The 23,138-nt window shown below is 49.5% G+C and carries 17 protein-coding genes; 10 read left to right on the forward strand and 7 right to left on the reverse strand.

Translation table 11 applies throughout. The features are described from left to right. The 3 genes from B7991_RS00005 to B7991_RS00015 all read left to right on the forward strand — a co-directional run. On the forward strand, positions 1–195 hold a 195-nt coding region (locus tag B7991_RS00005; protein WP_141099810.1), incomplete at its 5' end, for a T9SS type A sorting domain-containing protein. Positions 196–210: 15 nt separating this feature from the next. Next, positions 211–1,197 carry a T9SS type A sorting domain-containing protein gene (locus tag B7991_RS00010; RefSeq protein ID WP_088629043.1) on the forward strand — a complete coding sequence of 329 codons (987 nt, stop codon included), beginning with the start codon at positions 211–213 and terminating at the stop codon, positions 1,195–1,197. 274 nt (positions 1,198–1,471) lie between these two features. Continuing rightward, positions 1,472–2,410 carry a T9SS type A sorting domain-containing protein gene (locus B7991_RS00015; RefSeq protein WP_088629044.1) on the forward strand — a complete coding sequence of 313 codons (939 nt, stop codon included), beginning with the start codon at positions 1,472–1,474 and terminating at the stop codon, positions 2,408–2,410. 625 nt (positions 2,411–3,035) lie between these two features. Here B7991_RS00015 and mdh read toward each other — a convergent pair. Continuing rightward, positions 3,036–3,977 carry a malate dehydrogenase gene (mdh, locus tag B7991_RS00020; protein WP_014547218.1) on the reverse strand — a complete coding sequence of 314 codons (942 nt, stop codon included), beginning with the start codon at positions 3,975–3,977 and terminating at the stop codon, positions 3,036–3,038. A gap of 184 nt (positions 3,978–4,161) precedes the next feature. Between mdh and hisS the strand changes: the two genes are divergently transcribed. From hisS to B7991_RS00050, 6 genes are all read left to right on the forward strand, one after another. After that, positions 4,162–5,466 carry a histidine--tRNA ligase gene (gene hisS / locus B7991_RS00025; protein WP_088629045.1) on the forward strand — a complete coding sequence of 435 codons (1,305 nt, stop codon included), beginning with the start codon at positions 4,162–4,164 and terminating at the stop codon, positions 5,464–5,466. Positions 5,467–5,503: 37 nt separating this feature from the next. After that, positions 5,504–7,120, forward strand: a complete 1,617-nt coding sequence (locus B7991_RS00030; RefSeq protein WP_088629046.1) for a hypothetical protein — start codon at positions 5,504–5,506, stop codon at positions 7,118–7,120. Between the two features lie 19 nt (positions 7,121–7,139). After that, complete coding sequence (locus B7991_RS00035; RefSeq protein WP_088629047.1) at positions 7,140–9,116, forward strand: GDSL-type esterase/lipase family protein; 1,977 nt, start codon at positions 7,140–7,142, stop codon at positions 9,114–9,116. A gap of 26 nt (positions 9,117–9,142) precedes the next feature. Next, positions 9,143–10,993: an MBOAT family protein gene (locus B7991_RS00040; RefSeq protein WP_085490479.1), complete on the forward strand. Its 1,851-nt coding sequence runs from the start codon at positions 9,143–9,145 to the stop codon at positions 10,991–10,993. A 274-nt stretch (positions 10,994–11,267) separates the two neighbouring features. Then, entirely contained in the window at positions 11,268–11,819 is a 552-nt protein-coding gene (locus B7991_RS00045; RefSeq protein WP_088629048.1) for a hypothetical protein, read from the forward strand. A 174-nt stretch (positions 11,820–11,993) separates the two neighbouring features. Continuing rightward, a complete protein-coding gene (locus B7991_RS00050; protein ID WP_235002963.1) occupies positions 11,994–13,061 on the forward strand; it encodes a peptidoglycan DD-metalloendopeptidase family protein in 1,068 nt (355 codons plus the stop codon). Between the two features lie 92 nt (positions 13,062–13,153). On the opposite strand, the gene B7991_RS00055 is transcribed toward B7991_RS00050, so the two are convergent. Genes B7991_RS00055 through B7991_RS00065 form a run of 3 tightly spaced genes read right to left on the reverse strand, consistent with a single transcriptional unit; the run spans position 13,154 to position 16,506 of the window. Then, a complete protein-coding gene (locus tag B7991_RS00055) occupies positions 13,154–13,615 on the reverse strand; it encodes a hypothetical protein (RefSeq protein ID WP_088629049.1) in 462 nt (153 codons plus the stop codon). Positions 13,616–13,642: 27 nt separating this feature from the next. Then, positions 13,643–14,932, reverse strand: coding sequence for a U32 family peptidase C-terminal domain-containing protein (locus B7991_RS00060; protein WP_088629050.1), 1,290 nt, complete (start codon positions 14,930–14,932; stop codon positions 13,643–13,645). Positions 14,933–14,937: 5 nt separating this feature from the next. After that, positions 14,938–16,506 (reverse strand): hypothetical protein, encoded by a 1,569-nt coding sequence (locus B7991_RS00065; RefSeq protein ID WP_254917778.1) that lies wholly within the window; start codon positions 16,504–16,506, stop codon positions 14,938–14,940. A 238-nt stretch (positions 16,507–16,744) separates the two neighbouring features. On the opposite strand from B7991_RS00065, the gene B7991_RS00070 reads away from it, so the two are divergent. Then, a complete protein-coding gene (locus B7991_RS00070) occupies positions 16,745–18,856 on the forward strand; it encodes a carbohydrate-binding domain-containing protein (RefSeq protein WP_088629052.1) in 2,112 nt (703 codons plus the stop codon). 78 nt (positions 18,857–18,934) lie between these two features. On the opposite strand, the gene B7991_RS00075 is transcribed toward B7991_RS00070, so the two are convergent. From B7991_RS00075 to B7991_RS00085, 3 genes are read right to left on the reverse strand one after another with little or no spacing between them, the layout of a single operon-like run. Then, on the reverse strand, positions 18,935–20,035 hold the full coding sequence (locus B7991_RS00075; RefSeq protein WP_088629053.1) for a type IV pilus twitching motility protein PilT: 1,101 nt from the start codon (positions 20,033–20,035) through the stop codon (positions 18,935–18,937). Position 20,036: 1 nt separating this feature from the next. Further along, on the reverse strand, positions 20,037–22,856 hold the full coding sequence (locus B7991_RS00080) for a tetratricopeptide repeat protein (RefSeq protein ID WP_088629054.1): 2,820 nt from the start codon (positions 22,854–22,856) through the stop codon (positions 20,037–20,039). Next, complete coding sequence (locus B7991_RS00085; RefSeq protein ID WP_088629055.1) at positions 22,853–23,110, reverse strand: Trm112 family protein; 258 nt, start codon at positions 23,108–23,110, stop codon at positions 22,853–22,855. The genes B7991_RS00080 and B7991_RS00085 overlap by 4 nt, the downstream gene beginning before the upstream one ends. Positions 23,111–23,138 lie beyond the last annotated feature (28 nt).

A 23,138-nucleotide genomic window follows, 5' to 3' on the forward strand; every position in this document is an offset into this window, starting at 1 on the left:
GGATTCACGGGGATCAAGGCCTCCGCAACCGTCGAAGTGATGAACACTCTTGGGCAAGTCGTGATGAAAGGCGTAATTAACAACGCCACGAGTAACGCGGCAACACTTAACCTCGCATCGCTCGACGCCGGAATTTATATGGTGCGTGTGAGCGGGAAAAACGTAAATTTTGCAAAGAAGATTGTGCTAAGATAATTTGGAGAGGTCACGATGAAAAATATTACATTGGCTACACTTTGTGCCGCAACGGCAACTTTCGCAGGGCAGTTCACCACATGGAACGGAGCAGATGAAGATCCCATAGTCAAAACCGGACTTGGCAACGAAACAGAAACCCAAGGCCGCTGGTACACTTACGAAGACAACCTTGGTTCAAAAACAATATGCCCAGACGATGGAATCGACCCACCATATATCTATTGCGCCGATGTAATACTCCCCACTTGTCAAGGATTTTGTTCAATAGCAGAACTCGACAACGGCTCTCAAACAGATTTGCCTTATGTCGGTTTTGGTTTCAATGTCGTTGGTGAGACATCTTTTACCGACGTCACCCCAGCCGCAGCCAATGTATCCGCTTGGGGCGGACTCTGCGTAACTTACACTTCCGATGCGGACTTACAACTCGAACTCGGCCTTGGTCCTGTTGTCGATTCAACGATCAATTACGCAAATCCCGCAGTAACACTTCCCGCGGCAAAAGCTACAGACATTCTATCGCCCAACGGAAAAGACGGAAACAAAGTAGTTGTCAGCTGGTCCGACTTTAAACAGCCTTCATGGTACGATGGAGCCGTTAAAATCGACGGCGAGACGGCAGCAAAACAGCTCGCCGCCATACACTTTAAACTTCAGGCAGCCCCCGGCAAATACAAGTTCAACATCTGCGCGGTCGGCCCGAAAGACGGAACATGCCCAGAAAAATGCGGTATGTCTAGTGCAGGAATTCAGATTGTCCGCGGAACATCCGCAGTCAGCGCCGTTTTGAACGGGCGCACGCTTGGATTCACGGGGATCAAGGCCTCCGCAACCGTCGAAGTGATGAACACTCTTGGGCAAGTCGTGATGAAAGGCGTAATTAACAACGCCACGAGTAACGCGGCAACACTTAACCTCGCATCGCTCGACGCCGGAATTTATATGGTGCGTGTGAGCGGGAAAAGCATCAATTTTGCAAAGAAGATTATTTTGAAATAATTTAAAACAAAAACTTTTTCATTTCAACAGCGTCTGCAGACATTTTCTGCAGGCGTTTTTTTTCATAAAAAAATTTATCGTCAATCACTAATTTTCATCATATAGCACACAACGTATCATAAAGATACTTTGTTATACATATGATACGTATCATAGAAATACAATTATTAACAAATTCATACTTTTTCGTTTTATTCAATTCGCTTTCAAAACATTTATACAAAACAAGTATATCTTATCTATAGTTCAACATTTGGATTAGGAGAACAGCCCCATGAAAAATACAATCACACTAGCCGCAATCTTTGCAGCATCAGTTGCATACGCCGGAACATTCCAAACATGGAATGGCGAAGACGGAATATCTCAAGTCCAAACAGGACTTGATAATGGTTCTGAAACTTCAGGTTACTGGTTCAGCTATGCCGACAATGAAGACGGAGGTAAATCGAAAGTAAATTGGCCTGTAGACACAAGCACCGACACCGGAGAATCTCTAGATGCGGTAATCACACACTGCAAAGGAGTATGCGGCGTAGCATCTCTGTCTAAGTCCACGTTAAAATACAGCCCCTTTGTCGGTATCGGTTTCAACGTTGTCGGAGAAGCCGTTGGCGGAGGCGACCCAGAACCTGGCGACGCTTCAGCATGGGAAGGCATCTGCATTACTTACACATGCGATATATCAGCAGATCTAGAACTCGGCCTCGGCAGCTTCGATTCAGAAATCGAATACGCAAACCCAGTCGCCAAGCTTTCAAAAGCAAAAGACGTCCCTACAACCAAAGCCATTCCCTGGTCTAAATTCGCGCAACCCAGCTGGTATACGGGTTCAGTAAAAATTTCCGGTACAGAAGCCGCCAAGCGTCTTGTCGCCGTCAAATTCAAGATCCAAGCAAACGATGGCGACTATAATTTCAACATCAAAAAAATCGGCCCCTTAACAGATTGCTCTGACGACAGTGAAGCCATCAATGCAACTCGTAGCGCATCATCGGCCAAGGCTACACTTACCGGTCGCACACTCAGCTTTACCGGAGTCAAATCTGCAGCAACAGCCGAAATCATCAATAGCCAAGGTCAAGTTGTTCTCAGAGGTACAATTGATATCACAACATCTTCGCTCAACCTCGCCACACTCGATGCCGGGGCTTACATGATTCGCGTTACCGGCAAGAACGTCAATTTCGCAAAAGAAATCATGCTGAAATAACATTCACACAAAAGCAAAATAAAAAAACGCCCTCGGGTTTTCTCTCCACCCGAGGGCTGTTTTGTTAAGAAGGAGATTCCCGCTCAGAGGCGGGAATGACATTTCTTAGATTTTCTGTGAGCAAAAAGCGCTCGGTATTGCGATTACATCGCATAAACCGGCACCTCAACAATAGAAACAAACAAGTTTTGTTTCTGCTGCACTCGGTTTAGATTTATTTAACCGAGCGCGATTGCGACCTTTGTTCCACTTAGCACTTTAGTGCTTATGTGGACATGGTCCGCGAATGGGGAGAGCGAGGCGAAGACGGAGTCCCCGCCATGCATAAGAGCCGAGCGGTCTCTGTGAGCCATAAACGACTCGTATTAACGAGTCGCGTTGGCGAGAGCGAGGCGATATCACATTCTTGTTTTGCGATAGAGCCGAGCGGTCTTATTAGGTGCGAGCGAGAAACGCCTGGCATTAGCCAGGCGTTTTCACGAGAGTGAGCGACGCTCACATATTTCTATGGATTCTAGACGCGAACGGTCACCCGTGAACGAAAAGCGACCGGTATCAACCGGTCGTGTTCGTGAGAGCGAGGCGAAGACGGAGTCCCCGCCTTGCATAAGAGCCGAGCGGTCTATTACGTATGAGCGTCAACCCACTCAGCGTTCTTCTTGCAAGCTTCGACAGACTTGTCGAAAGCAGCCTTTTCTTCGGCGCTCATCTTGACTTCGAGAATCTTTTCGACACCGTTTGCACCAACGACAACCGGCACGCCGCAGTAGAGGCCGTTCACGCCGTATTCGCCATTGAGCTTAGCAGCGCAGGAGAACACGCTCTTCTTGTCGAGGAGGTAAGCTTCAGCCATGTGGATAGCAGAAGTAGCCGGGCTGTAGAAAGCAGAACCGCGACCGAGGAGGTTCACGATTTCGCCACCTGCACCAGCAGTACGCTTTGCAAGTTCAGCAAACTTTTCCTTGCTCATGAGCTGAGAAACCGGGATGCCACCGACAGAGACGCATTCCATGATGGAGACCATCGTGTCGCCGTGGCCGCCCATAACGAGAGCCTTGACGTCTTCGACGGAAACGCCGAGTTCGTCAGCGACGAAACAAGCGAGACGAGCAGAGTCGAGCACGCCAGCCATACCGATAACCTTGTTGGCCGGGAGGCCAGACTGCTTCTGCATGTTGTAGACCATGGCGTCGAGCGGGTTCGTAATAACGATCACGAATGCATCCGGAGCATTTTCCTTGATGGCTTCAGCAACAGTCTTGATAACGCCACAGTTCTTGTCGAGGAGGTCGTCACGGCTCATGCCCGGCATACGCGGGAAACCAGCGGTAACGATAACAACGTCAGCACCCTTAATAGCGGAATAATCAGTAGAACCCTGAAGATCAACAGACGAATTGATGACGGAACGGCCTTCCATAATATCGAGAGCCTTACCCTTCGGCATGCCCTGAGTCATCGGGATGTCGATAAGAACGACGTCGCCGAGGTTCTTCTGTGCGAGCACGAGAGCCATTGTACCACCAATTTGACCAGCACCAACGAGTGCAATCTTCTTTCTTGCCATGATTAACCTTCCTTTTAAGGTATTTAAAAATTTACGTGTCAAATATAGCAAAACAAATGTAAAACCGGCAACGTTACAATGTTATTTCTTTGTCATACGAGATGGAGACAACCACATCGTAACCCGTCATTTTTATAGTAACTAGTAACTACTGACTAGTTACTTTTCTATCTTTGCTCGCACTATGAGTATTGCAATTCCTCAACTGCCCAAGGGCACACGTGATTTTTACCCGGAAGCCGAGCGCATCCAGAACTATATTTTTGACACCTGGCGCAAAGTCGCCGAAAGCTTCGCCTACGAAGAATACGAAGGTCCGATGTTTGAGCATCTGGAACTTTACACCGGCAAGTCCGGCGAAGAAATCGTAAGCCAGCTCTACAACTTCAAGGACAAGGGCGACCGCGAAATTGCGCTCCGCCCCGAAATGACGCCGACGCTCGCCCGCCTCGTGATCCAGAAGGCCCGCGAACTCAAGAAGCCGTTCAAGTGGTTCTCCATGCCGCGCCTGTTCCGTTACGAAAAAGCTCAGAAGGGTCGCCTCCGCGAATTCTTCCAGCTGAACATGGACATCATCGGCACCGAAAGCATTTACGCCGAAGCAGACTTGCTCGCCTCCATCGCAACGATGCTCCGCAAGTTCGGCCTCAAGGACTCCGACTTTGCCATTGGCGTTTCGAGCCGCAAGCTCCTCGCCACCTACCTCGAAGAAATTGGTGCCCCGAACCCGGCGCTCGTTTACCCGGTTCTCGATCGTCGCTTGAAAATCGGTCCGGAAGCTTTTGCCAAGGCTCTTACCGAAGCAGGCCTCTCTGAAGCACAGATCAAGCAGCTTGACGATTTCATGAGCTGCAAGTCCATCGAAGAAGTGCGCGCCGCCGTGAAGAGCGAAAACGCAACCGCAGCCCTCAAGGAAATCGAAGACCTCTTTGCAACGCTTGCCGCCGCAGGCTTTAGCGAATGCGTGAACCTCGACCTTTCGATCGTGCGCGGCCTCGCCTACTACACCGGCATTGTGTTCGAAGTGTTCGACAAGGGTAAATCCATGCGCGCCATCGCAGGCGGTGGACGTTACGACAGCCTCACCGAAAAGCTCGGTGGCGACCGCATCCCGGGTGTCGGCTTTGGCATGGGCGACGTCGTGCTCGCCGACCTCCTCCGCGAACGTGGACTTTTGCCGAGCCCGAAGCAGCATGTGGATTTCTACATCGCAAGCTTCACGAACGACATGAAGAAGATTTTCGAAACAGCCCAGGTGTTCCGCGCAAACGGAAACTCTGTCTCTCACCCGCTCGCCACCATGAAGATGGGCAAGCAGTTGGAACAGGCAAACTACCAGGGCGCAAGCATCGTCGTTTATGTCGATGGTGACAAGGCGGCTGAAGGTCAGTTCGAATTCAAGGACCTCCGTGACGGCACCATGCACGTTGGCGATGTCGCCGAAATCATCGAACGCAGCAAACAGAACATCGAATCGAAAAAATCATAAAGGAGATCCCCGGTCAAGCCGGGGATGACATCTCTGCATGACTCCAGTAAAAGTATTACTCAGCATCATTTCTCTGTACCTCGTTCTCGGGCTGATGGCGCTTGCCTACCCTGAAGACGGAATCCATGTTGGCGATACGACGCTCCGCTACCCGAAGCTTTCCCAAGTTTTCGAGAAGGCCGAGACAACAACGGACTCCGCCGGGAACAAGGTCAAGGTTGAACAGGTAGACCCAGAAGACGCCATCCGCCAGATGATGGAAGAGACCAAGGCAAAGCAATTTGCAGCATACTCGGATTCTCTCAAGTACTACGAAGACTTCTTTAGAGAAGGCCGTACTCGCTTCGACTTGCCGAACAACGACCTCACGTGGTTTGACCGTTTCTTCACAAGCCTCCAGAATGCGCAGAAGGATTCGAGCGTTGTCCACGTCATCCATTACGGTGACTCGCAGCTCGAAGAAGACCGCATTTCCTCTACGATCCGCGAAGACTTGCAGACTGAATTTGGAGGTAACGGTCCGGGCATGCTCCCAGCCGTGATGCACATTCCGTCTCAGTCGACATCGCAGTGGAACAACGGCGACTTGCAGCGTTACATCATCTTTGGCCCCAAGGAAGAACACGCCACGCACAACCGCTATGGACCTTTGGCCCAGGTGGGTGAGCTCAACGGTTCTGCCGTTATCGGCGTCAAGAAGCGCGAAGGCCGCAAGGACATGTTCCCGCACGTAGGCGGCTACTCCACGATTAAGGTTCTCGCAAGCAACAAGGGCAGCCTCAAGCTCCGCCTCACCTACGAACACGAAGTGACGGAACAAGTTGGAACAAATGCCGACGGTTCGCCGAAACTCAAAATCAAGAACAAAAAGGAAACCGCAGCCGCTCCTGCCGTTGAAAAATTCACGAAGCTGAACGTTTATACGTGGAAACTCCCGGATACGACCTCGAACATCAAACTCTACCTGAGCGGACGCACGGAAATCTATGCGATTTCTGTAGACGGTTCTTACGGTGTCGCTGTGGACAACGTTGCCATGCGCGGAAGCTCGGGTACGGTATTCCACAAGATCGATAGCCAACTTCTTGCCGAATCCTACAAGGCCATGAATGCAAAACTCATCATCATGGAATACGGCGGAAACATGGTTCCGAGCATGACCCCCAAGAATCTTGACTGGAGCAAGAAACTCATTACCAGACAAATTCAATCCGTCAAGAAAGCCAATCCGGATGCAGACATTTTGTTCATCGGTCCGGCCGATATGGCAAAACAAATTAACGGAAGATGGCAAACATACCCGGGACTTGGCATCACCATCAAGATGTTGCGCGAAGTGGCTCTTGAAAACGGCCTTGCCTACTGGGATATGCACCGCGTGATGGGTGGCGAAAACGCCATGATCAAGTGGGTCAAGAAGTCCCCACCGCTCGGCTTTACAGACCACGTGCATTTTACGCGCCGCGGAGCCTCTTATATGGGCGATCTATTCTGCTCATCGCTCCACATGTACTACGATTACTTCCAGTTCCGCGACAGGCATCACCTGAACGATTCGAAACTTAAGGACATTCGCAAGTTCTCGGACAAAAAACAGGCAAACGCCGACACGACTAAAGTAATTGATTTGAACAAAGAAAAGCTAAATCCTTAAATACCGGAGGGGGTGTTAAGTGAAGAAAAAGCTTGCCGTCATTGCTGCCATACTTGGCATTGTTAGCATGGGTTCCATGGTTTCTGCAAAGGACATGGAAATCACCCCGGGCTACTATGACGTTGACTTTACGAAATACGATTTTATCGATACGTCTTTGAACACCATCCAGTTCCCGCAAGGGAGCGCTAGTTTCGAGCCGTTCTTCAAGAAGCTTGACACGCTCGTTTTCGAGAACAGGGGCAAGGTGCGCATCCTCCACATTGGCGGTTCGCACTTGCAGGCTGACGTCATCTCGGGCCGCATCCGCGAACACCTGGTAAAAGAATATCCGGGTGCATCGGCTGGCCGCGGTTTCGTATTCCCGTATTCGGCAGCTAGGACAAACACCCCCGCAAGCTACGCTAGCTATTATAAGGGCATTTGGGACAAGAACAAGAACGTTCAGCACGAAATCACTAAACCGCTCGGTCTCCTCGGCATTGCCATCAGCACTCGCGACCCGCGTGCCGAAATCACGCTCCTTTTGGACAAGTACAATACCGAACCGATTTGGGGCGAAACAAGCTTTAGAGTTTTCGGCTATAGCGACAGCAACGACGTTGAACCGGTGCTTCGCATAGACTCGATGGATGTCTTTGGAACATTTGATTCCACGAGCCAAAGCTACGTTTTCACAAGCCCGCGCCCGATTGACACGATCCAGATTGCATTCCGCTGGGCAGACACGACCAAGCAAGCCGAAGTGGCCGCGTTCATCACGGACTCGCTCTTCAAGGATTCCGTCGCCCGCGCAGACTCTCTCGCTCGTGTTGCAGATTCTTTGCGCATGGATTCGCTTGGAATAACGCCTCCGCCAGCATCCTCTCAGCAAGCCTCGCAAGTGGCCGCAGCTGATTCGATGTTCCAGGGCGACTGCGAAGACGTCCTCGACACGAACTGCCTGAACCGCGACGAAGATTTGCAAGCTACTCTAGATTCAGCCGCCGCAGATACAGTTCCGCCTCGCCCGCACTTTACGCTCACAGGCATTTTGGCAGAGAACAACGCCCCCGGCATCACCTACACGAACGTCGGCATTAACGGCGCCAAGGTTTCGAACTACTTTGAAGAAGTTTGCCCGCTGTTCGAAAAGGAAATGTCTTATTACAAGCCGGACCTCGTGATTTTTGCGATTGGCATTAACGATGCTAACGTCGATGTCTTTAACGACAAAATCTTCCGCGAAGACTACGACAAGCTCATCCAGCGAATCCGCAAGGTAAGCCCGAAAACCGCATTCATTTTCGAGACCAATAACGATTCTTACCGCAAAGTCCGTAAAAGAAAGTACGTGCAGCACCCAAACGGCGAAGTTGCACGTAAATCGTTCTTTATGCTCGCCGACAAGCACAAGGCAGGCGTCTGGGACAAGTTCTCCATCATGGGTGGTCTTGGTTCCATGGCCAAGTGGGAAAAGGCGGACCTCGCCAAGAAAGACAAAGTCCACTTCAAAACCGCAGGCTACCAGTTGCTCGGCGACATGTTCTACAAGGCTTTAATACAGGCCTACTTTGACCATATCGCAAGCCTCCCTGCAGAATCGCCGGCCGTTGTCCAATCTAAACCGGCACAGCCTCAGACACCGGCAACAATTCCGGCAGCATCAAGCGTAGCTCCAAAGGTTCAGGCGACACCTACGGCCAAAACAGCCTCTAGCGCAGCGCCAACCATTCAGGCTAAGGCTCCACAGACTCCAGTCGAAAAGACTGCAGCAACCATCCAGGCAAAGGTAGCAACGCCGCTTCCTTCTAAATCGGCTGATGCCGCCCCGGCAAAACCAGAATCGACGGCCAAGCAAACTGCCGAAAAAACGGTCGCCCCTCCGCAAATGCCAAAGCTTGCCGCTGCCGCCCATAAAGATGTCCCGATGCCTGAAGTCGTAAAGCAAACAGCACAACCCGCGCAACCAAAAATTCAAGTTCCGCTGAAACCCGAAGCACAGGACGCTAAATAATTTTCTAATTTACAAGCCCAAAAATCATGCTTGACTATATCATCCCCTACCTGACCCGCACATTTGCGTTTGACCCGAACTCCCCGTTACTCTTCACCCAGTTCTATTTCTGGGGTTTCTTCGCGGTCGTCTTCGCCATCTTCTCGTTAGTCCACAGCAAGCTTCTGCTCCGCAACGCGTTCCTGTTTGCGACGAGCTTGTTCTTCTACTACAAGACGAGCGGCAGCTACGTGTGCATCCTCATCTTCTGCGTGATAGCAAACTTCTTCATCGGCAAGTGGATTGAGAAAGCTGAAGAAAAGTGGAAAAAGAAACTTTTGATGATTATAGTCGTGATTATCGACTTGCTGGTGCTCTGCTATTATAAATACTCTTACTTCTTCCTGGACGCACTTTACGACTTTACCGGCATCGAGCTCCACGTGTACAACTTCTTTGCCGCCGCAAGCAATGCGATGTTCAACACGCACTCGCTCGTGGATACAATTATCCTCCCGGTGGGCATTTCGTTCTTCACGTTCCAGGCAATGAGTTACTGCATCGACATTTACCGCGGTAAGATTAAGGCTGTAGACAACATTTTGAATTTCGGCTTTTACCTTTCGTTCTTCCCGCAGCTCGTGGCTGGTCCGATTGTGCGTGCAGACAAGTTTGTGCCGCAACTTTACAAGCCGTATTTCCTCCCCCGCCGCGCCTTCGGCATGGCCGTGTTCTGGATTTTGAACGGTCTCGCCAAGAAAATCATCTTGAGTGACTACCTCGCCACGAACTTTGTGGACCGCGTTTTCGACACGCCGCTCCTCTTTACCGGCCTTGAAAACCTGATTGCCCTTTTCGCTTATTCGTTACAGGTTTACGCCGACTTCTCGGGTTACACGGATATCGCGATCGGCGTTGCCCTCCTCATGGGTTTCCGCCTGCCGCAAAACTTCAACAGCCCGTACAAGGCAAAGAGCCCGACCGAATTCTGGCGCCGTTGGCACATTTCGCTTTCTAGCTGGTGGCGCGATTACTTGTACATCCCTCTTGGCGGTAACAGAAACGCAACCGTCGGCACGTTCTTCTGGATGGGATTCTTGAGCCTTGTGGCCATTCTCCTTTCTGGCAGCATGTGGGTCGGCATTGCTCTTGGCGTGTTCTTCCTCTACATCGCGATTTTTGCTTACTTCAAGCCGGAATCCCGCAAGACGATTACCACAAACATGAACGCCATGGCAACGCAGATAGTCGGCGGTTGGTGGCATGGCGCAAGCTGGAACTTCATCATCTGGGGCGGCTTGAACGGCTTTGGTCAGGTGTTCAACAAGCTCTGGGTCAAGCGCAGCGCAACCGTCCGAGCATCGATTGCACTTGGTTTCTTTGCACTGAGCGCGATCCTCTACAAGCACTACACGATTCCTATATGCGCGATTACCGCTGTATGGTTCGGCGTGCTCTTCGTAGGCATCTACTCGACCATTATCTACCACTTGTTCTGCCAAAAACAACTGCCGTGGCTCACAACCGCATGGAATGTGACGCTCACGTTTGTGTTCATCACGTTCACGCGTCTCTTCTTCCGCGCAGGTTCAAACCTCGACCCGGCAGAAGCAAACGAAGTCGCATGGAACACGGCAAAGAACATGGTGCACCAGATGGGTACCGCCTGGCGCTGGGACACGATTCTCCCGATTGCATGGGAACACATCAATATCATCCTCGTGTTCATCGCTGGTATGCTTATCCACTGGATTCCGAAGCGCGTGAAGTCCCGTTACCGCATCACGTTTGCATCGCTCCCGATTCCGGGAATGGTGGCGGCAACAGCGTTCATCATCTTCGTGATTTACCAGTTCATGAGCGCAGATTCCTGCCCGTTCATTTACTTCCAATTCTAAATCAGACGACAAATGCGTAAGGCGAATGAAGCAGACTTGCTTGCAAGTCTATTTCTGAGCCTAGCATTTGGTACTTGTACAAAGACAAAAGGGGCGTGCCAAGCACGCCTTTTTTATTATAGACAAGCCTCATCAATAAGATTGTTCTATATAATACATTTATCCAAACAAATACAGAACAACCCTCAAGAAACTGCGCTTTTGAGGTCAATTCTTACATTTCTTTACATCCCATTAATTTATTTTGTATAGTAAGTGATGTGGAGGAAATTCGATGCTTAAAAAATTTCATAACATTCTGGGGAAACTGTTCCTTTCGGGGGCTTCGTTCTTTTGGACAAGCTGCGATTCAGGAACGTCAGCCGAAAAACCTTCAGCATTTATCGACATTGACAAAGAGCTCGCCAAATTAACAACAACGGATACAACCGGGCTCAGAGGAACATGCATTCCCGAATATCAATATTGCGAAATGACAAAAGGCTGGAGTAACCATTACAACGCCCAAGCTCACGCAGCATCTATCGCCTTCGAAAAGCTCGATGAACAGCACAAGGATAATCCGGACTATTACGGCAATAACAGTTGTTACAGGGATCTCTTAGGTCATCTAGGGAACGCGCCTGTATATGGTGTTCCAGAATGCCCCACAGGCCTGACTCCTTGCGAAATGGACAGCACCTCCATCTACAGCATTTATAAAGGAGTCCGCATCGACGACGCTTACATAGCGGCTCTCCAACACAAAGAAAAAGACTATTACGAAACCGTTAAAAGCACACTCGAAGAAATCAACGAAGGCATAGAAAAATGCGAAGTGCAATAACGACTTTTTGACCATTTTTATAGAAATTTACGCATTCTAGGGCTTCCATAAGTTTACAAGAATACTACACAAAGTTTTCTTGTTAATATCTCGTGAAAAATTGTTCTAAACATAGTGACAAAACTCCAAAAATAGAGTATTTTTGAGCCCATATATATAGATTGCGTATTTTATATGAAGATTAAGACTATACTCATTGCAGGAGTCCTGCCTCTCGCCCTTTTTGCAAAAGACGACGACATGGCCGGAAAAATTGTTCCTCGCTTGGTTGACTCCAAAAACACGGAATTGAACCAGACTATTGACGGCATAAATGACTTCGCCCCTGAAGCAGAAGCACCTACCGTCGGAAAATTCTACATCAACGAAAGCAATTTTACTCAGAAAAAGTCCAAGTCTCGCAAGGCTAAGGCAGCGCCCAAGGTCGAAAAAGTCGAAAAAGTCGCCAAGCAAGACTTGATTAACGATTCTGCAGCAGCGGATCTCGGAACAGAAGAAGGCATCAATAGCGATAGCCTCGACACCGAAGAAGCCGTCCGCGAATACGCAGAAGCCGATGCCGACATCAAGGCTACAACGGACTCTGCCTCTACAGGCGCACCTGCTAAGCTATTTGTCCTCGACATGACGACGTCCATCATCCCGACGGAAAGCCGCCGTATTGCAGGTCATTACGGTCCGCGCAAGCACCGCATGCATCGCGGTGTAGACCTCGGTCTCTGCCACGGTGAAGACCGCACAATCGTTGCCGCTTTTGCAGGCAAGGTCGTCAAAGTCCGCAACCAGGGCCGCCGCAAGGGTTATGGCCGCTACGTGATCTTGGACCACGGCAACGGTCTTACAACGCTTTACGCCCATCTTGAACGCTGGAAGGTCAAGGTCGGCGATGAACTCCAGGCCGGCGATACGATTGGCGTTGGAGGCAACTCAGGTCGCTCGTTCGGCGCCCACTTGCACTTCGAAATGCGCTACAACGGCGTGTACATCAATCCTGAAACAGTCTACGACTTTGCCGAAGGCACTTTCAGAGATATTTCCGTCACGCTTGATACAGATAAACTTCAAGAAGTCGAAGCCGCCTACCAAAGGGAAATCGGCAAGAGCAAGTTTTACAAGGTCCGCCGCGGCGATTGCCTTGGCAAGATCGCCCACAAGTATGGCACATCTGTCGAACACATCAAGCGCCTGAACAACCTCAAGTCCGAAAAAATCCGCCCAGGCCAAGTGCTCCGCTGCTCGTAAGCAGCCCCAGTAGCCTTCAAAGGTCAGAAGTTTATCAAACGAAATGCCGCGCCTTTCAAAAGCGCGGCTTAATTTTTTAATCAAACAAATCTTTATTGATTCTGGTTTTGATTCTGATTCTTGTTTTCGTCGAGTTTTTCTTGCAGGTGGTCGATCCGGTTTTCGAGCAGCTTTTCGATTTCAGGTAGCAGGCGATCCTTGACTCTATCAAGGTAAAGGCACTGCAGCTGGATCATACGGTTACGATGGCGACCGGCAAATTCCTGAATCCAGTGGCTCACGGCCTGCTGGCGGTCCTGGATTTTGTCATGCAAAGAACGCTGGATGAAAGTTCTCTGGACTTCCATATAGCGCTGCATGTTGAACGGCATGCGGTAAGTACGAATAAACTGCTTTAGCAATACCAATAAGCAAAGATGATCATTGCACTGATGATCGTGAATGAACTGCTGCAACTCTTCCAGATGTTTCTGGAAGAATGGCACAATCGCTTTATCATCAATCTGATAAAGTTCAAGTTCATCCTGTTCTTTTGTCGCTTTATCGACTGCCATGTTCCAAATCTATTTTTTTATGGTATATTATGAATTTGCACGTTTCACAAGAAAGCCAAATTTGGCGATTTTTTCGCTATTTAAGGTATTTTTTCCCAAAAAAACGCGTCCTTCAGTTCCCGGATTCAACCGATCCGCAGCTGCACCGCGGAAATCCAGCATTTCCTCGACTTCGCACTTCTGCATGCCATCGGGAGTCATGAGTTCCAACGTATCATCCATAGAGAACGGATTTTTCACATTCACAAGGCATGCGCCCGTAGCATCGTCATAGTCCTTGATCTGGGCCGCCACGCAGCCACCAGCGGCATCCACGTGAGTCGCCTCGTAATTCTGCGGCAACGGTCCGCGCAAGAATCCCGGCATAAAGCCTCGCCCATCGACAAAGCTAATCGCACGACGGCTTTCTTCGGGTACAGGATTTCCTTCTGCAACGGCATCAATAGCCATGCGGTAAGCGCGCACGACCTGGCTCAAGTAATACACAGAACGCGTACGACCTTCGATCTTGAAGGAATCAAGACCGCCCGCCACAAGTTCTGGAATCACATCCAAGGCGCAGAGGTCACGACTACTCATAAAGTAGGTGCCCCAAGTGTCTTCGTCGAGGGCAATCGGATCAAGTTCCGGACGGTCAGTTCGCTGAAGCGCAAAAGAGCCTTCATGTTCGCGATAGTCCTCGACCTGTGGACCGGAGTTCGCATACAAGCGATAAGGCATGCGGCAGCTGTTATCACAGGCGCCCTGGTTTGCATCGCGGTGCGTCACCCAGTTCGAAAGCATGCAGCGGCCAGACATAGCCATGCAAACAGCGCCATGGACGAACACTTCAAGTTCAAGGTCCGGAACTTGTTTCTTTATCTCTAAAATTTCAGACAGGCGAAGTTCACGGCTCAAAATGATACGGCGAACACCCAAATTCTTCCAGAACGAAGCGGCAAGATAGTTTGTCGTATTCGCTTGCACAGACAAGTGAACTTCAGTTTCGGGATGTTCTTTCAAAAGCCAGCCCACAAAGCCCGGATCTGCGACAATCAAGGCATCCGGCTTGAGTTCCAATGCGGCATTCAAAGCCTTCTGGAACGATTCCACCTTCACGTTACGCGGAATCACGTTACTCGTCAGGTAAAACTTCTTGCCATGTTCGTGGGCGTACGTAATGCCTTCGGCAAGGTCATCGAGATTCTTGAAACCGTTTTCGCGAGCGCGCAACGAGAACGCCGGCTGTCCGGCATAAACAGCATCTGCACCATAGGCAAATGCATACTTCATTCGTACAAGGTCACCCGCAGGTGCTAAAAGTTCAGGCTTTTTCATACATTCTACCACTTGAATCCCGCGCGAATATACGCTTTTTTATCATCAATTAAAGTCAGCTCGCCCATAAACGAAAAACGCTGGCCTTCGTAGCTAATCGCAGGCGTAAGCATGTACTGGAGCTTTGCGCCACTGAGGAACTTCTTTGGAAGTTTTAGGTGATTACCTGGTGTCGTATCATTCACGGCACTACCGTAATCCGTTCCCTTCCAGAACCAGGTCTGACGAACCGATGCGAAAATGCGGCCGTCCAAGCGAGCAAACAAATTCCAGTCAATCGTTCTGCTGTTCGGCCCACCCTGATTTCCCAAGGGATAACCTAAGTGAGCAACCTGAGCCGTATTTCTGTCAAAATGCGAATAGACGTAAGGTTCTACACGGGCATATTCAAAAATCGTACCCGTCTCAATCTTATGGCCCTTGTAATAAAAGTCATGACCTGCCTGGATACCCGCCATCCAAGCCCACTTGGCTTCGATATTGTCGTTCCTGATCAAGCTGATCGGAGATTCCATATCATCCAAAAAGAATTCCGTATAGAAGCGAACCGTGTTGAACAAGCGATAGTTAAAATCAAACGAAAGGGATCCATTATTGCTGTTTTCTGAATAATTACCCTTTTCCATAAACAAAGGAGCCGTCGGGACAAAGAGCCACGGTTTCATGTTGTCATAGAGAATCTGGAGTTCGCTAATACCAAACGTTGCATTGCCAACAGCAAGTTCATAGCGATGGCCAAAAAGATTTCTCGTGTTATCCTTATTCGACATGCTCATACTGTTATTGAAGATTCGCAAATCCGCATAAAAACTCATCACGCGAAGAGGGCCGATCATCAAATCAAGGCTCAACATGTTGTACGGAAGCGCAAACTGGTTCAATGTCAAGTTGTTATAGTAACCCGGGCCCCAGTGCATCACGTCACGGCCAAAGTCCAGGCGCAACCAGTCGTAGTTGAAAGCAAAGTGCGTGCGGTAACGAGCATAGCTCGTGTATTCGACGCCGGAATTGTTTTCCTCTCTCTGGACTTCCAGGAATTCACCATCATAGGATTTCGGACACGATATCGATTTTCCGTTGCGCAAGCATCTAGCCGAGTGCCCTTCATTGTAAATGCGGGCATCCAACACAAAGTCAACGGAATCGACAAAGCCACGCAAGTAAATACCGCCATCAAGACCCGGCCAAATCGTATCTCCAACAGATTTTCGATTCATGCGATAATCTTGTCCAGATAAAATCGTATCACCGAGAGATTCTCCGCCACGATAATCAATCCCACCAACAATGCTTGCTGCAATTGCCACACGCGGATTTACCGTATCAGACGGGCCAAAGCCCTTCCCCAGAATACCAGGACCTCGCACATTATCAAAATAAAGGAGTGCGTTTCCTTCGGTCTTAAAGAAATTCTTGCGGAAAGTCGTGTCCCTACGCGGATACGTAAAGTACTGGCGCTCATTACCAATTGTCTGACGATGATACTCAAACAGCATTGGCGCCGTTTCAAGATTTCGCAAATTGCGAGAATGTTCCGGTTCAATCACCGGCGAAGCAGCAAAAGATTTGCTCACACCCGCAAAAAGAAAAACGCAAGATAAAAGGGGAAATATTTTCTTAAAAAGCATTTTCCAAATTTAGCATTTTCAATCATGAAATTAGCTTAAACGGGAAAATTTGAGCCCTTTCGTTCCATATGGAACTTTTTGTTCCGCTTAAAAATTCAATGTCCGTAAAAAAGAACAATTCACACATTTAAAAGCGATTTCATCTAATATAAGTTTTAAGAAAATGTTGAATGGGAGATATTCTATGAATAAAAAGTTTCTGACCATGGGCTGTATTTCGAGCCTTTCATTAGCAATGTACTCCGGCTGCTCGGACTCGACTTCGGCTGTTAATCCATACAGCGCAAACGACACTGCTACAGAAATCAATGGAGACAGTTCTTCTTCTGCTCTAGATGATATCGAAATCATCACCTCTAGCGAAAGCCACGATTCCAATAGCGCAACTAGCAGCGCTACAAATTCCGGCAATTCTACAACATCTAGCAATTCCACAAATACGCCAACAAGTAGCGCGAACAACGGCACAAGTAGTGCAAGCAATGGCACGAGCAGCGCCGTAACCGCATCGTCAAGCAGCATTGTTCCGGCCATCAATTCGAGCAGTTCTACAACCCAGACCGTACAAAGCTCTTCAAGTGCTCCCGCAGCACAAAGCTCTTCGAGCGCTCCTGTGACGCAAAGTTCCTCCAGCACTCAGCCTGAACAAGTGAGCGGCAACACCGGGGAACGCCCTGTAATCACTTACGCCGCAAGTGGCGCCACAGCTACAAACGCAGGCAACTGCGTCTCCGTTACAGGCGGTACAGTGACTATCAAATGCGGTGGCGAATACGACTTTAGCGGTTCTTACAGCGGTAGCGATGCCCAGATTCTCGTGAACACAGCCAAAACGGACTCCTCCGTTTACCTGAACATGAAGGGGCTCACACTGACGAACACTGCTGACGCCCCGATTTACATCCAAAAGGCAAGCAAGGCTTTTGTTGTCGCCAAGAACGGCACAACCAACACATTCACGGACGGTTCTTCAAGAACAAAGAACTACACTTATACCAATGACTCCGGCGAAGCCAAGACCGATACGACTGGCGCTTGCATTTACGCCAAGGACGACCTCACCATCAAAGGCGAAGGTACGCTTATCGTCAAGGCTAATTACAACAACGGTATCCATACCAGCAATGATTTGAAAGTGAAAAACGGCCTCATCACTGTGAACGCCAAGAACAACGGCCTCAAGGGTAAAGGCTCCGTTGAAATCAGCGGCGGTACCATAAACATCACCACAACCGAAGGCGACGGCATCAAGAGCGATACCGAAGACGCAACTGATTTGGCAAACGGCAAGGGTTCCATCGAAATCACAGGTGGTACAATCACCGTCACATCCGCTTTTGACGGCATCACGGCAGCTAACGCCGTTGTCGTTGCAAACGGCGAATCAACAGCCCCAAGCATCAAGGTTACAGCTGGCGGCGGCCAAAACTGCCTCAGCTTGAACACCAGCACGACCGGCGGACGCGGCGGAATGGGCGGCAGTTCCGGCTCCCCGAGCGAAAGCATGAAGGGCATCAAGGGCGATTCTAGCATTACCATTAGCGGTGGCGTTATCGACATCAACAGCCGTGATGATGGTCTCCACAGCAGTGGCACGATTACTCTCAGCGGCGGCGCAATGACCATCGCTACAGACGACGACGGCGTTCACGCCGAAAAAGCTCTCTACGTCAAGGACAATGCCAACGTGAGCGTGACCATCGCCTACGAAGGTATGGAATCTCCGGACATGAACTTTGAAGGCGGCATCACAAGCGTCATCACTACAGACGATGGCTGGAATGCCGCTGGTGGCACGAGCACAACGACCGGGAACAACGGTGGCAACACGGGTCGCGGCGGTCCTGGTGGATTTGGAGGCGGTGGATTCGGCGGCATGGGCGGTAGCACAGGCAACCTCAAGGTCACAGGCGGTTACCACTACATCTACGTCGGCACAGGCGACACAGACGGCATCGACAGCAATGGCGGCATCAGCATTACCGGCGGCGTCATCATCGTGGAATGCCGCATGAACGGCGGCATGGGCGGTATGGTCGATTCGGACGGAACGACATCGATTACAGGCAGCAAGTTGCTCGGATTCGGCACAAACAACTCCGAAGAAGGTACACAATACAGCGTTAATTTCGACACCAATAGCTATTATGGCACATCGGATATCGCGTTCAAGCCAAGCTTCTCTGGAAGCAAGATGGTTTCTAGCGCAGGTAAGCCGGGCGTCGTAAGCAGCGTAAGCGGCATGACCAAAACCTGCTTCGGCAACAGCACCGATCGCTGCGTTTATACGAAGTAGTGCGGCATAGCCGCAGTTACTAGTCAATAGTCATTAGTTACTAGAAAGGCGAGCAATATTGCTCGCCTTTCGTCTAAACTACATCCAGCCGCGGTCAGATGTACCAGAAATACCACGAATCTTAAGATCAAAGTCATCGCGGTTCGTAGCGGCGTTCATTGCCGTTTCAAGCGAAATCTGCTCGTTCTGGTAAAGTTCCAAGAGCGCCTGGTCAAACGTTTGGCTATGGTATTGGATATGGCCTTCAGCAACAGCCTGTTCCACCATGTCAATCTTGTTCTTATCCTGGATGTATTCCTTGATAGCGCCCGTATTCACGAGAATTTCAGCAGCCGGGACTCGCCCCTTGCCATCCTTCGTCGGCAAAAGACGAAGCGAAATGATGCCCGCCAAGACTTCTGCAAGCAACAAACGCACTTCGTCATGCTGGTGCGGCGGATACATCGAAAGCACACGGTGAATCGTTTCCACAGCATTCGTCGTATGGATAGTCGCAAAGACCATGTGGCCCGTATCAGCAGCGGTTAATGCAATCTGCATCGTTTCAAGGTCACGAATTTCGCCCACGAGGAGCACATCCGGATCCTGACGGAGCGCCGCACGGAGTGCATTCGCATACGAAAGCGTATCCACGCCGATTTCACGCTGCGAGATAATCGCTACGTTATCTTTATAAAGGTATTCAATCGGGTCTTCGACGGTAATGACGTTTACGGATTCCTTGTGGTTGATGTAGTCAATCATCGAGGCAAGCGTCGTCGACTTACCAGAACCCGTCGTACCCGTAACAAGCACAAGACCGCGCTTGGTCAAGGCCAAATCGCGAATGACTTCGGGCAAATGCAATTCTTCAAACGGCGGAATCACAGCCTTGATATGACGAATGACAACAGCGATCGTACCACGCTGACGGAACACGTTCACACGGAAACGGCCCATGTCGCGGGCACCAACAGCAAAGTCACATTCCTTGTTCGCTTCAAAGCGCTGCTTCTGGTCGCGATTCATGATATCATCCAAGAAGGAATCCATCATAGCGCTATCGATGCGCACATCAAAAAGCCTTTGTAAAGCACCATTGATACGGTAAACAGGCGGAACGCCAACTCGCAAATGCAAGTCAGACGCCTTGCGGTTTACCATTTCACGCAAGAGCTGTTCAATGCGAAGTTCAGCCATATTAGCCTTCTCCAAACTTTTCGCGGCAGAGTTTTTGGACTTCTTCCAGACGAGATTTTATTTCAGCATTATCCGGATTCTTCTTTGCCAAGTCCGAATATATTTCGAGAGCCTTGGAATAGACGCCCTGTTCCATATAAATATCCGCAAGCGTACGCGTGTTGAGACTGTCGTCTAAATCGACAGCGCCACGTGAAAGCGGAGCATCCGCATTTTCTACGAGGCTTGCAGCCACTTCGTCATCAGAATCACCGGACATCAGGTAGTCTACACCGTTATTGTTCGGTTCATCGGATTCCGGCAGGGAATCATCTTCATCAAAGAGGCCCTTGAATGCGTTAGAAACTTCGGAGTCAATAGAATCGAGTTCTGCAGACGGAGCAGTCTCTTCTACAGCCTGTTCAGCAGGAGCTTCTTCTGCGACCGGTTCAGCCGTTTCAGCAACAGGTTTTTCAAGCTGTTCTGCGGCAGGCTCTTCGAGAGTCTCGTCAGACGGTTCTTCAAGAATTTCAGACGGAGCAGAGAATACACTTGTCGGTTCTTCGGCCGGAGCTGCGGTTTCTTCAATATTTTCGGTCACTGAGCTAGTCGAAGCGTCAGCAGGAGCTTCAGCAACTTCGGATTTTTCTTCCGGAAGGTCATCTGCATCAGAACCGAAAATACTATCAAAGGATTCATCGACGCTCTTTTCTACGTCTTCCTTGACAGCACTTTCTTCAAGTTCTGCGCTCGTCGCTTCCTGACTCAAAGATTCTTCAACAGGAGTTTCTTCGGCCGATTTTTCGGCAGGAACAGATTCTGCAGGTGCAGAATCATCCTTGTCACCGAACATGGAGGCAAAAGCACCACCCATTTCTTCAGCCAAATTTTCTTCTTTCGGCTGTTCCGCGACAGGTTCTTCAGCAGGAGCTTCTTCAGCAGAAGTTTCTTCTGCAGGAACGTCGTCATCATCGCCAAAGAGAGCGTCAAAAGCGCCATCCACTTCTTCAGCTGCAGATTCTTCTTCAGTAGTAGCTTTTTCTTCGGCAGCAGGTTCTTCAACAGACTTTTCCGCCTCCGGAGAGTGCTCATCTAAATCGAAAATGAAATCATCATCAGACTTCGAGGCATCTTCATCATCCGAGAAATCCATATGGGATGTCGGAACAAGGCCTTCAACCGGAGCCACATTTTCAGCGGATTCTGTCGGAGTAAATTCCGGAGCCTTTTCAAGAGCTGTTTCCGCAGCATCCGAAACTTCAGCATTTTCTTCAGTCGGATTTTCAGCAGGTTCGTCATTCAAGCTAAAGTCTGCATCAGCGGATTTTTCGAACAAGCTACCAAAAGATTCTTCTTCAGCAGGAGCTTCTGTAGCAGAAGATGCAACTTCTTCGAATTCAACTTCAGCGGGCTTTTCTGCAGTTTCCTCTGCTTCAGTCGCTGAATCAATCGATGCATCAGCAGAATTGTCTTCACTCAAGCTAAAGTCTGCATCTGCGGACTTTTCGAACAAGCTACCAAAGGATTCTTCTTCAGCAGGAGCTTCTGTAGATTCTTCCGTTTTTTCAGGCTCAGAACTAGCGGATTCTACCGGTTCATTTGCTTTTTCTTCCGGGAGTTCATCGTCACCCAAAAGCGAAGAGAAAGCATCATCAATATTTGTTTCCGATTCTTCGGACTTCGGAGTTTCGTCTAAGCTAAGCAAATCCGCAGCGCCAACGTTTTCTTCATCAGAAAAATCCATATGCGTAGCAGGGATTGCGCTTTCAGCAGCCGGTTCCGTCAGTTCTTCCGTTTTTTCAGGTTCTGCACTAGCCGATTCAACCGGTTCATTTGCTTTTTCTTCCGGAAGTTCATCATCGCCCAAAAGCGAAGAGAAGGCATCATCGACATTCGTCGCCTTTTCATCCGCATCCAGCGGTTCGTCCAAACTGTCAAGACTAAATTCGGCGTCTTCGGACTTTTCTTCTGTAGCTTCTGGAAGCGGTTCGTCAATAAGTTCTTCCGGAATATCATCGAGCTTCGGTTCTTCAACCGTTTCAGCCTTTTCGCTTTCATCAGAGAAATGCGAGAAGAGCGAAGATGTAGCGGATTCCTCTGCAGCAGGTTCATTCTTTTCTGCAGATTCACCCAAGTCAAGATCGTCATCGCCACCCAAAATTCCAGAAATGGCAGAAGACACTTCAGAAGAATTCAGCACATGACCATCGAAGTCCGGAATTTCTGTTCCATCCGGATTCTTGGCGATTTCATCCGATGCAAAATTCAAGGAATTGCGTAAAGCATCCATTGAAGCGTTGTCTTCTTCGTCTGTATTCGGGAGTGACGCCGCAAGATTTGCAAAGATATTGTCTTCGCCATTTTCCGCATTTTCAGAATCATCCGAAACATCCATCGTGAACGAGCTTTCGTCCATCGGCGGCGGAACAAGCGTCTGTTCCTCTTCTGGCAGGACATCGTATTCATCCTTCCAGAACGGATCCAGCGGGTCCATATCGTGGACACGACGGAAACAGGCATTACGCTCGGCTTCCTTGCCAAGCTTATCGTAGGATTCTCCCATTCTCTTATGAGCAGAAAGGCAGAACGGATCTTTGGCAAGCACCTTCTTGTATTCAGAGATGCTACCCGCAAAATCCTGCTGGCCCGCTAAAATTTTGGCACGGACCAACATTGCCGGAATATCGGACGGAGATGCAGCAAGAGCGGCATCCACAGTCTTGAGAGCCGCTTCGTAATCACCCGAAGCACGCTCCATGTCAGCAAGCCAGGCCAAAGCCTGAGAACGCCCCTTATTCTTTTTTACAGCCTTTCTGAGAGAATCCAACGTTACAGCCATCATTTCTCCAATGGAAGAAGAATAGCTTCATCCGCTAAAAGTACAGGAATGCCTTCGCGAACCGGATAAACACGAGAACCATCAGGTGTCGTAAGCGCTTCGGTCAGGGGTTCAGTAATAGCTTCGCCAGCAACGTTCTTGAGCGTACCAGCCTTAATTGCATTGTTCAAAAGAGCGATGCAGTCCTCGCCCGCCTGGGAAAGAGGTTGACGAGTTTCCGGGCAGCAAAGAATACTTAACAATTTAGAATCGAGCATAAAACCTTTTATATGTGTTATTTCGTTA

The organism is Fibrobacter sp. UWB3, from assembly GCF_002210405.1.
Classification (GTDB): domain Bacteria; phylum Fibrobacterota; class Fibrobacteria; order Fibrobacterales; family Fibrobacteraceae; genus Fibrobacter.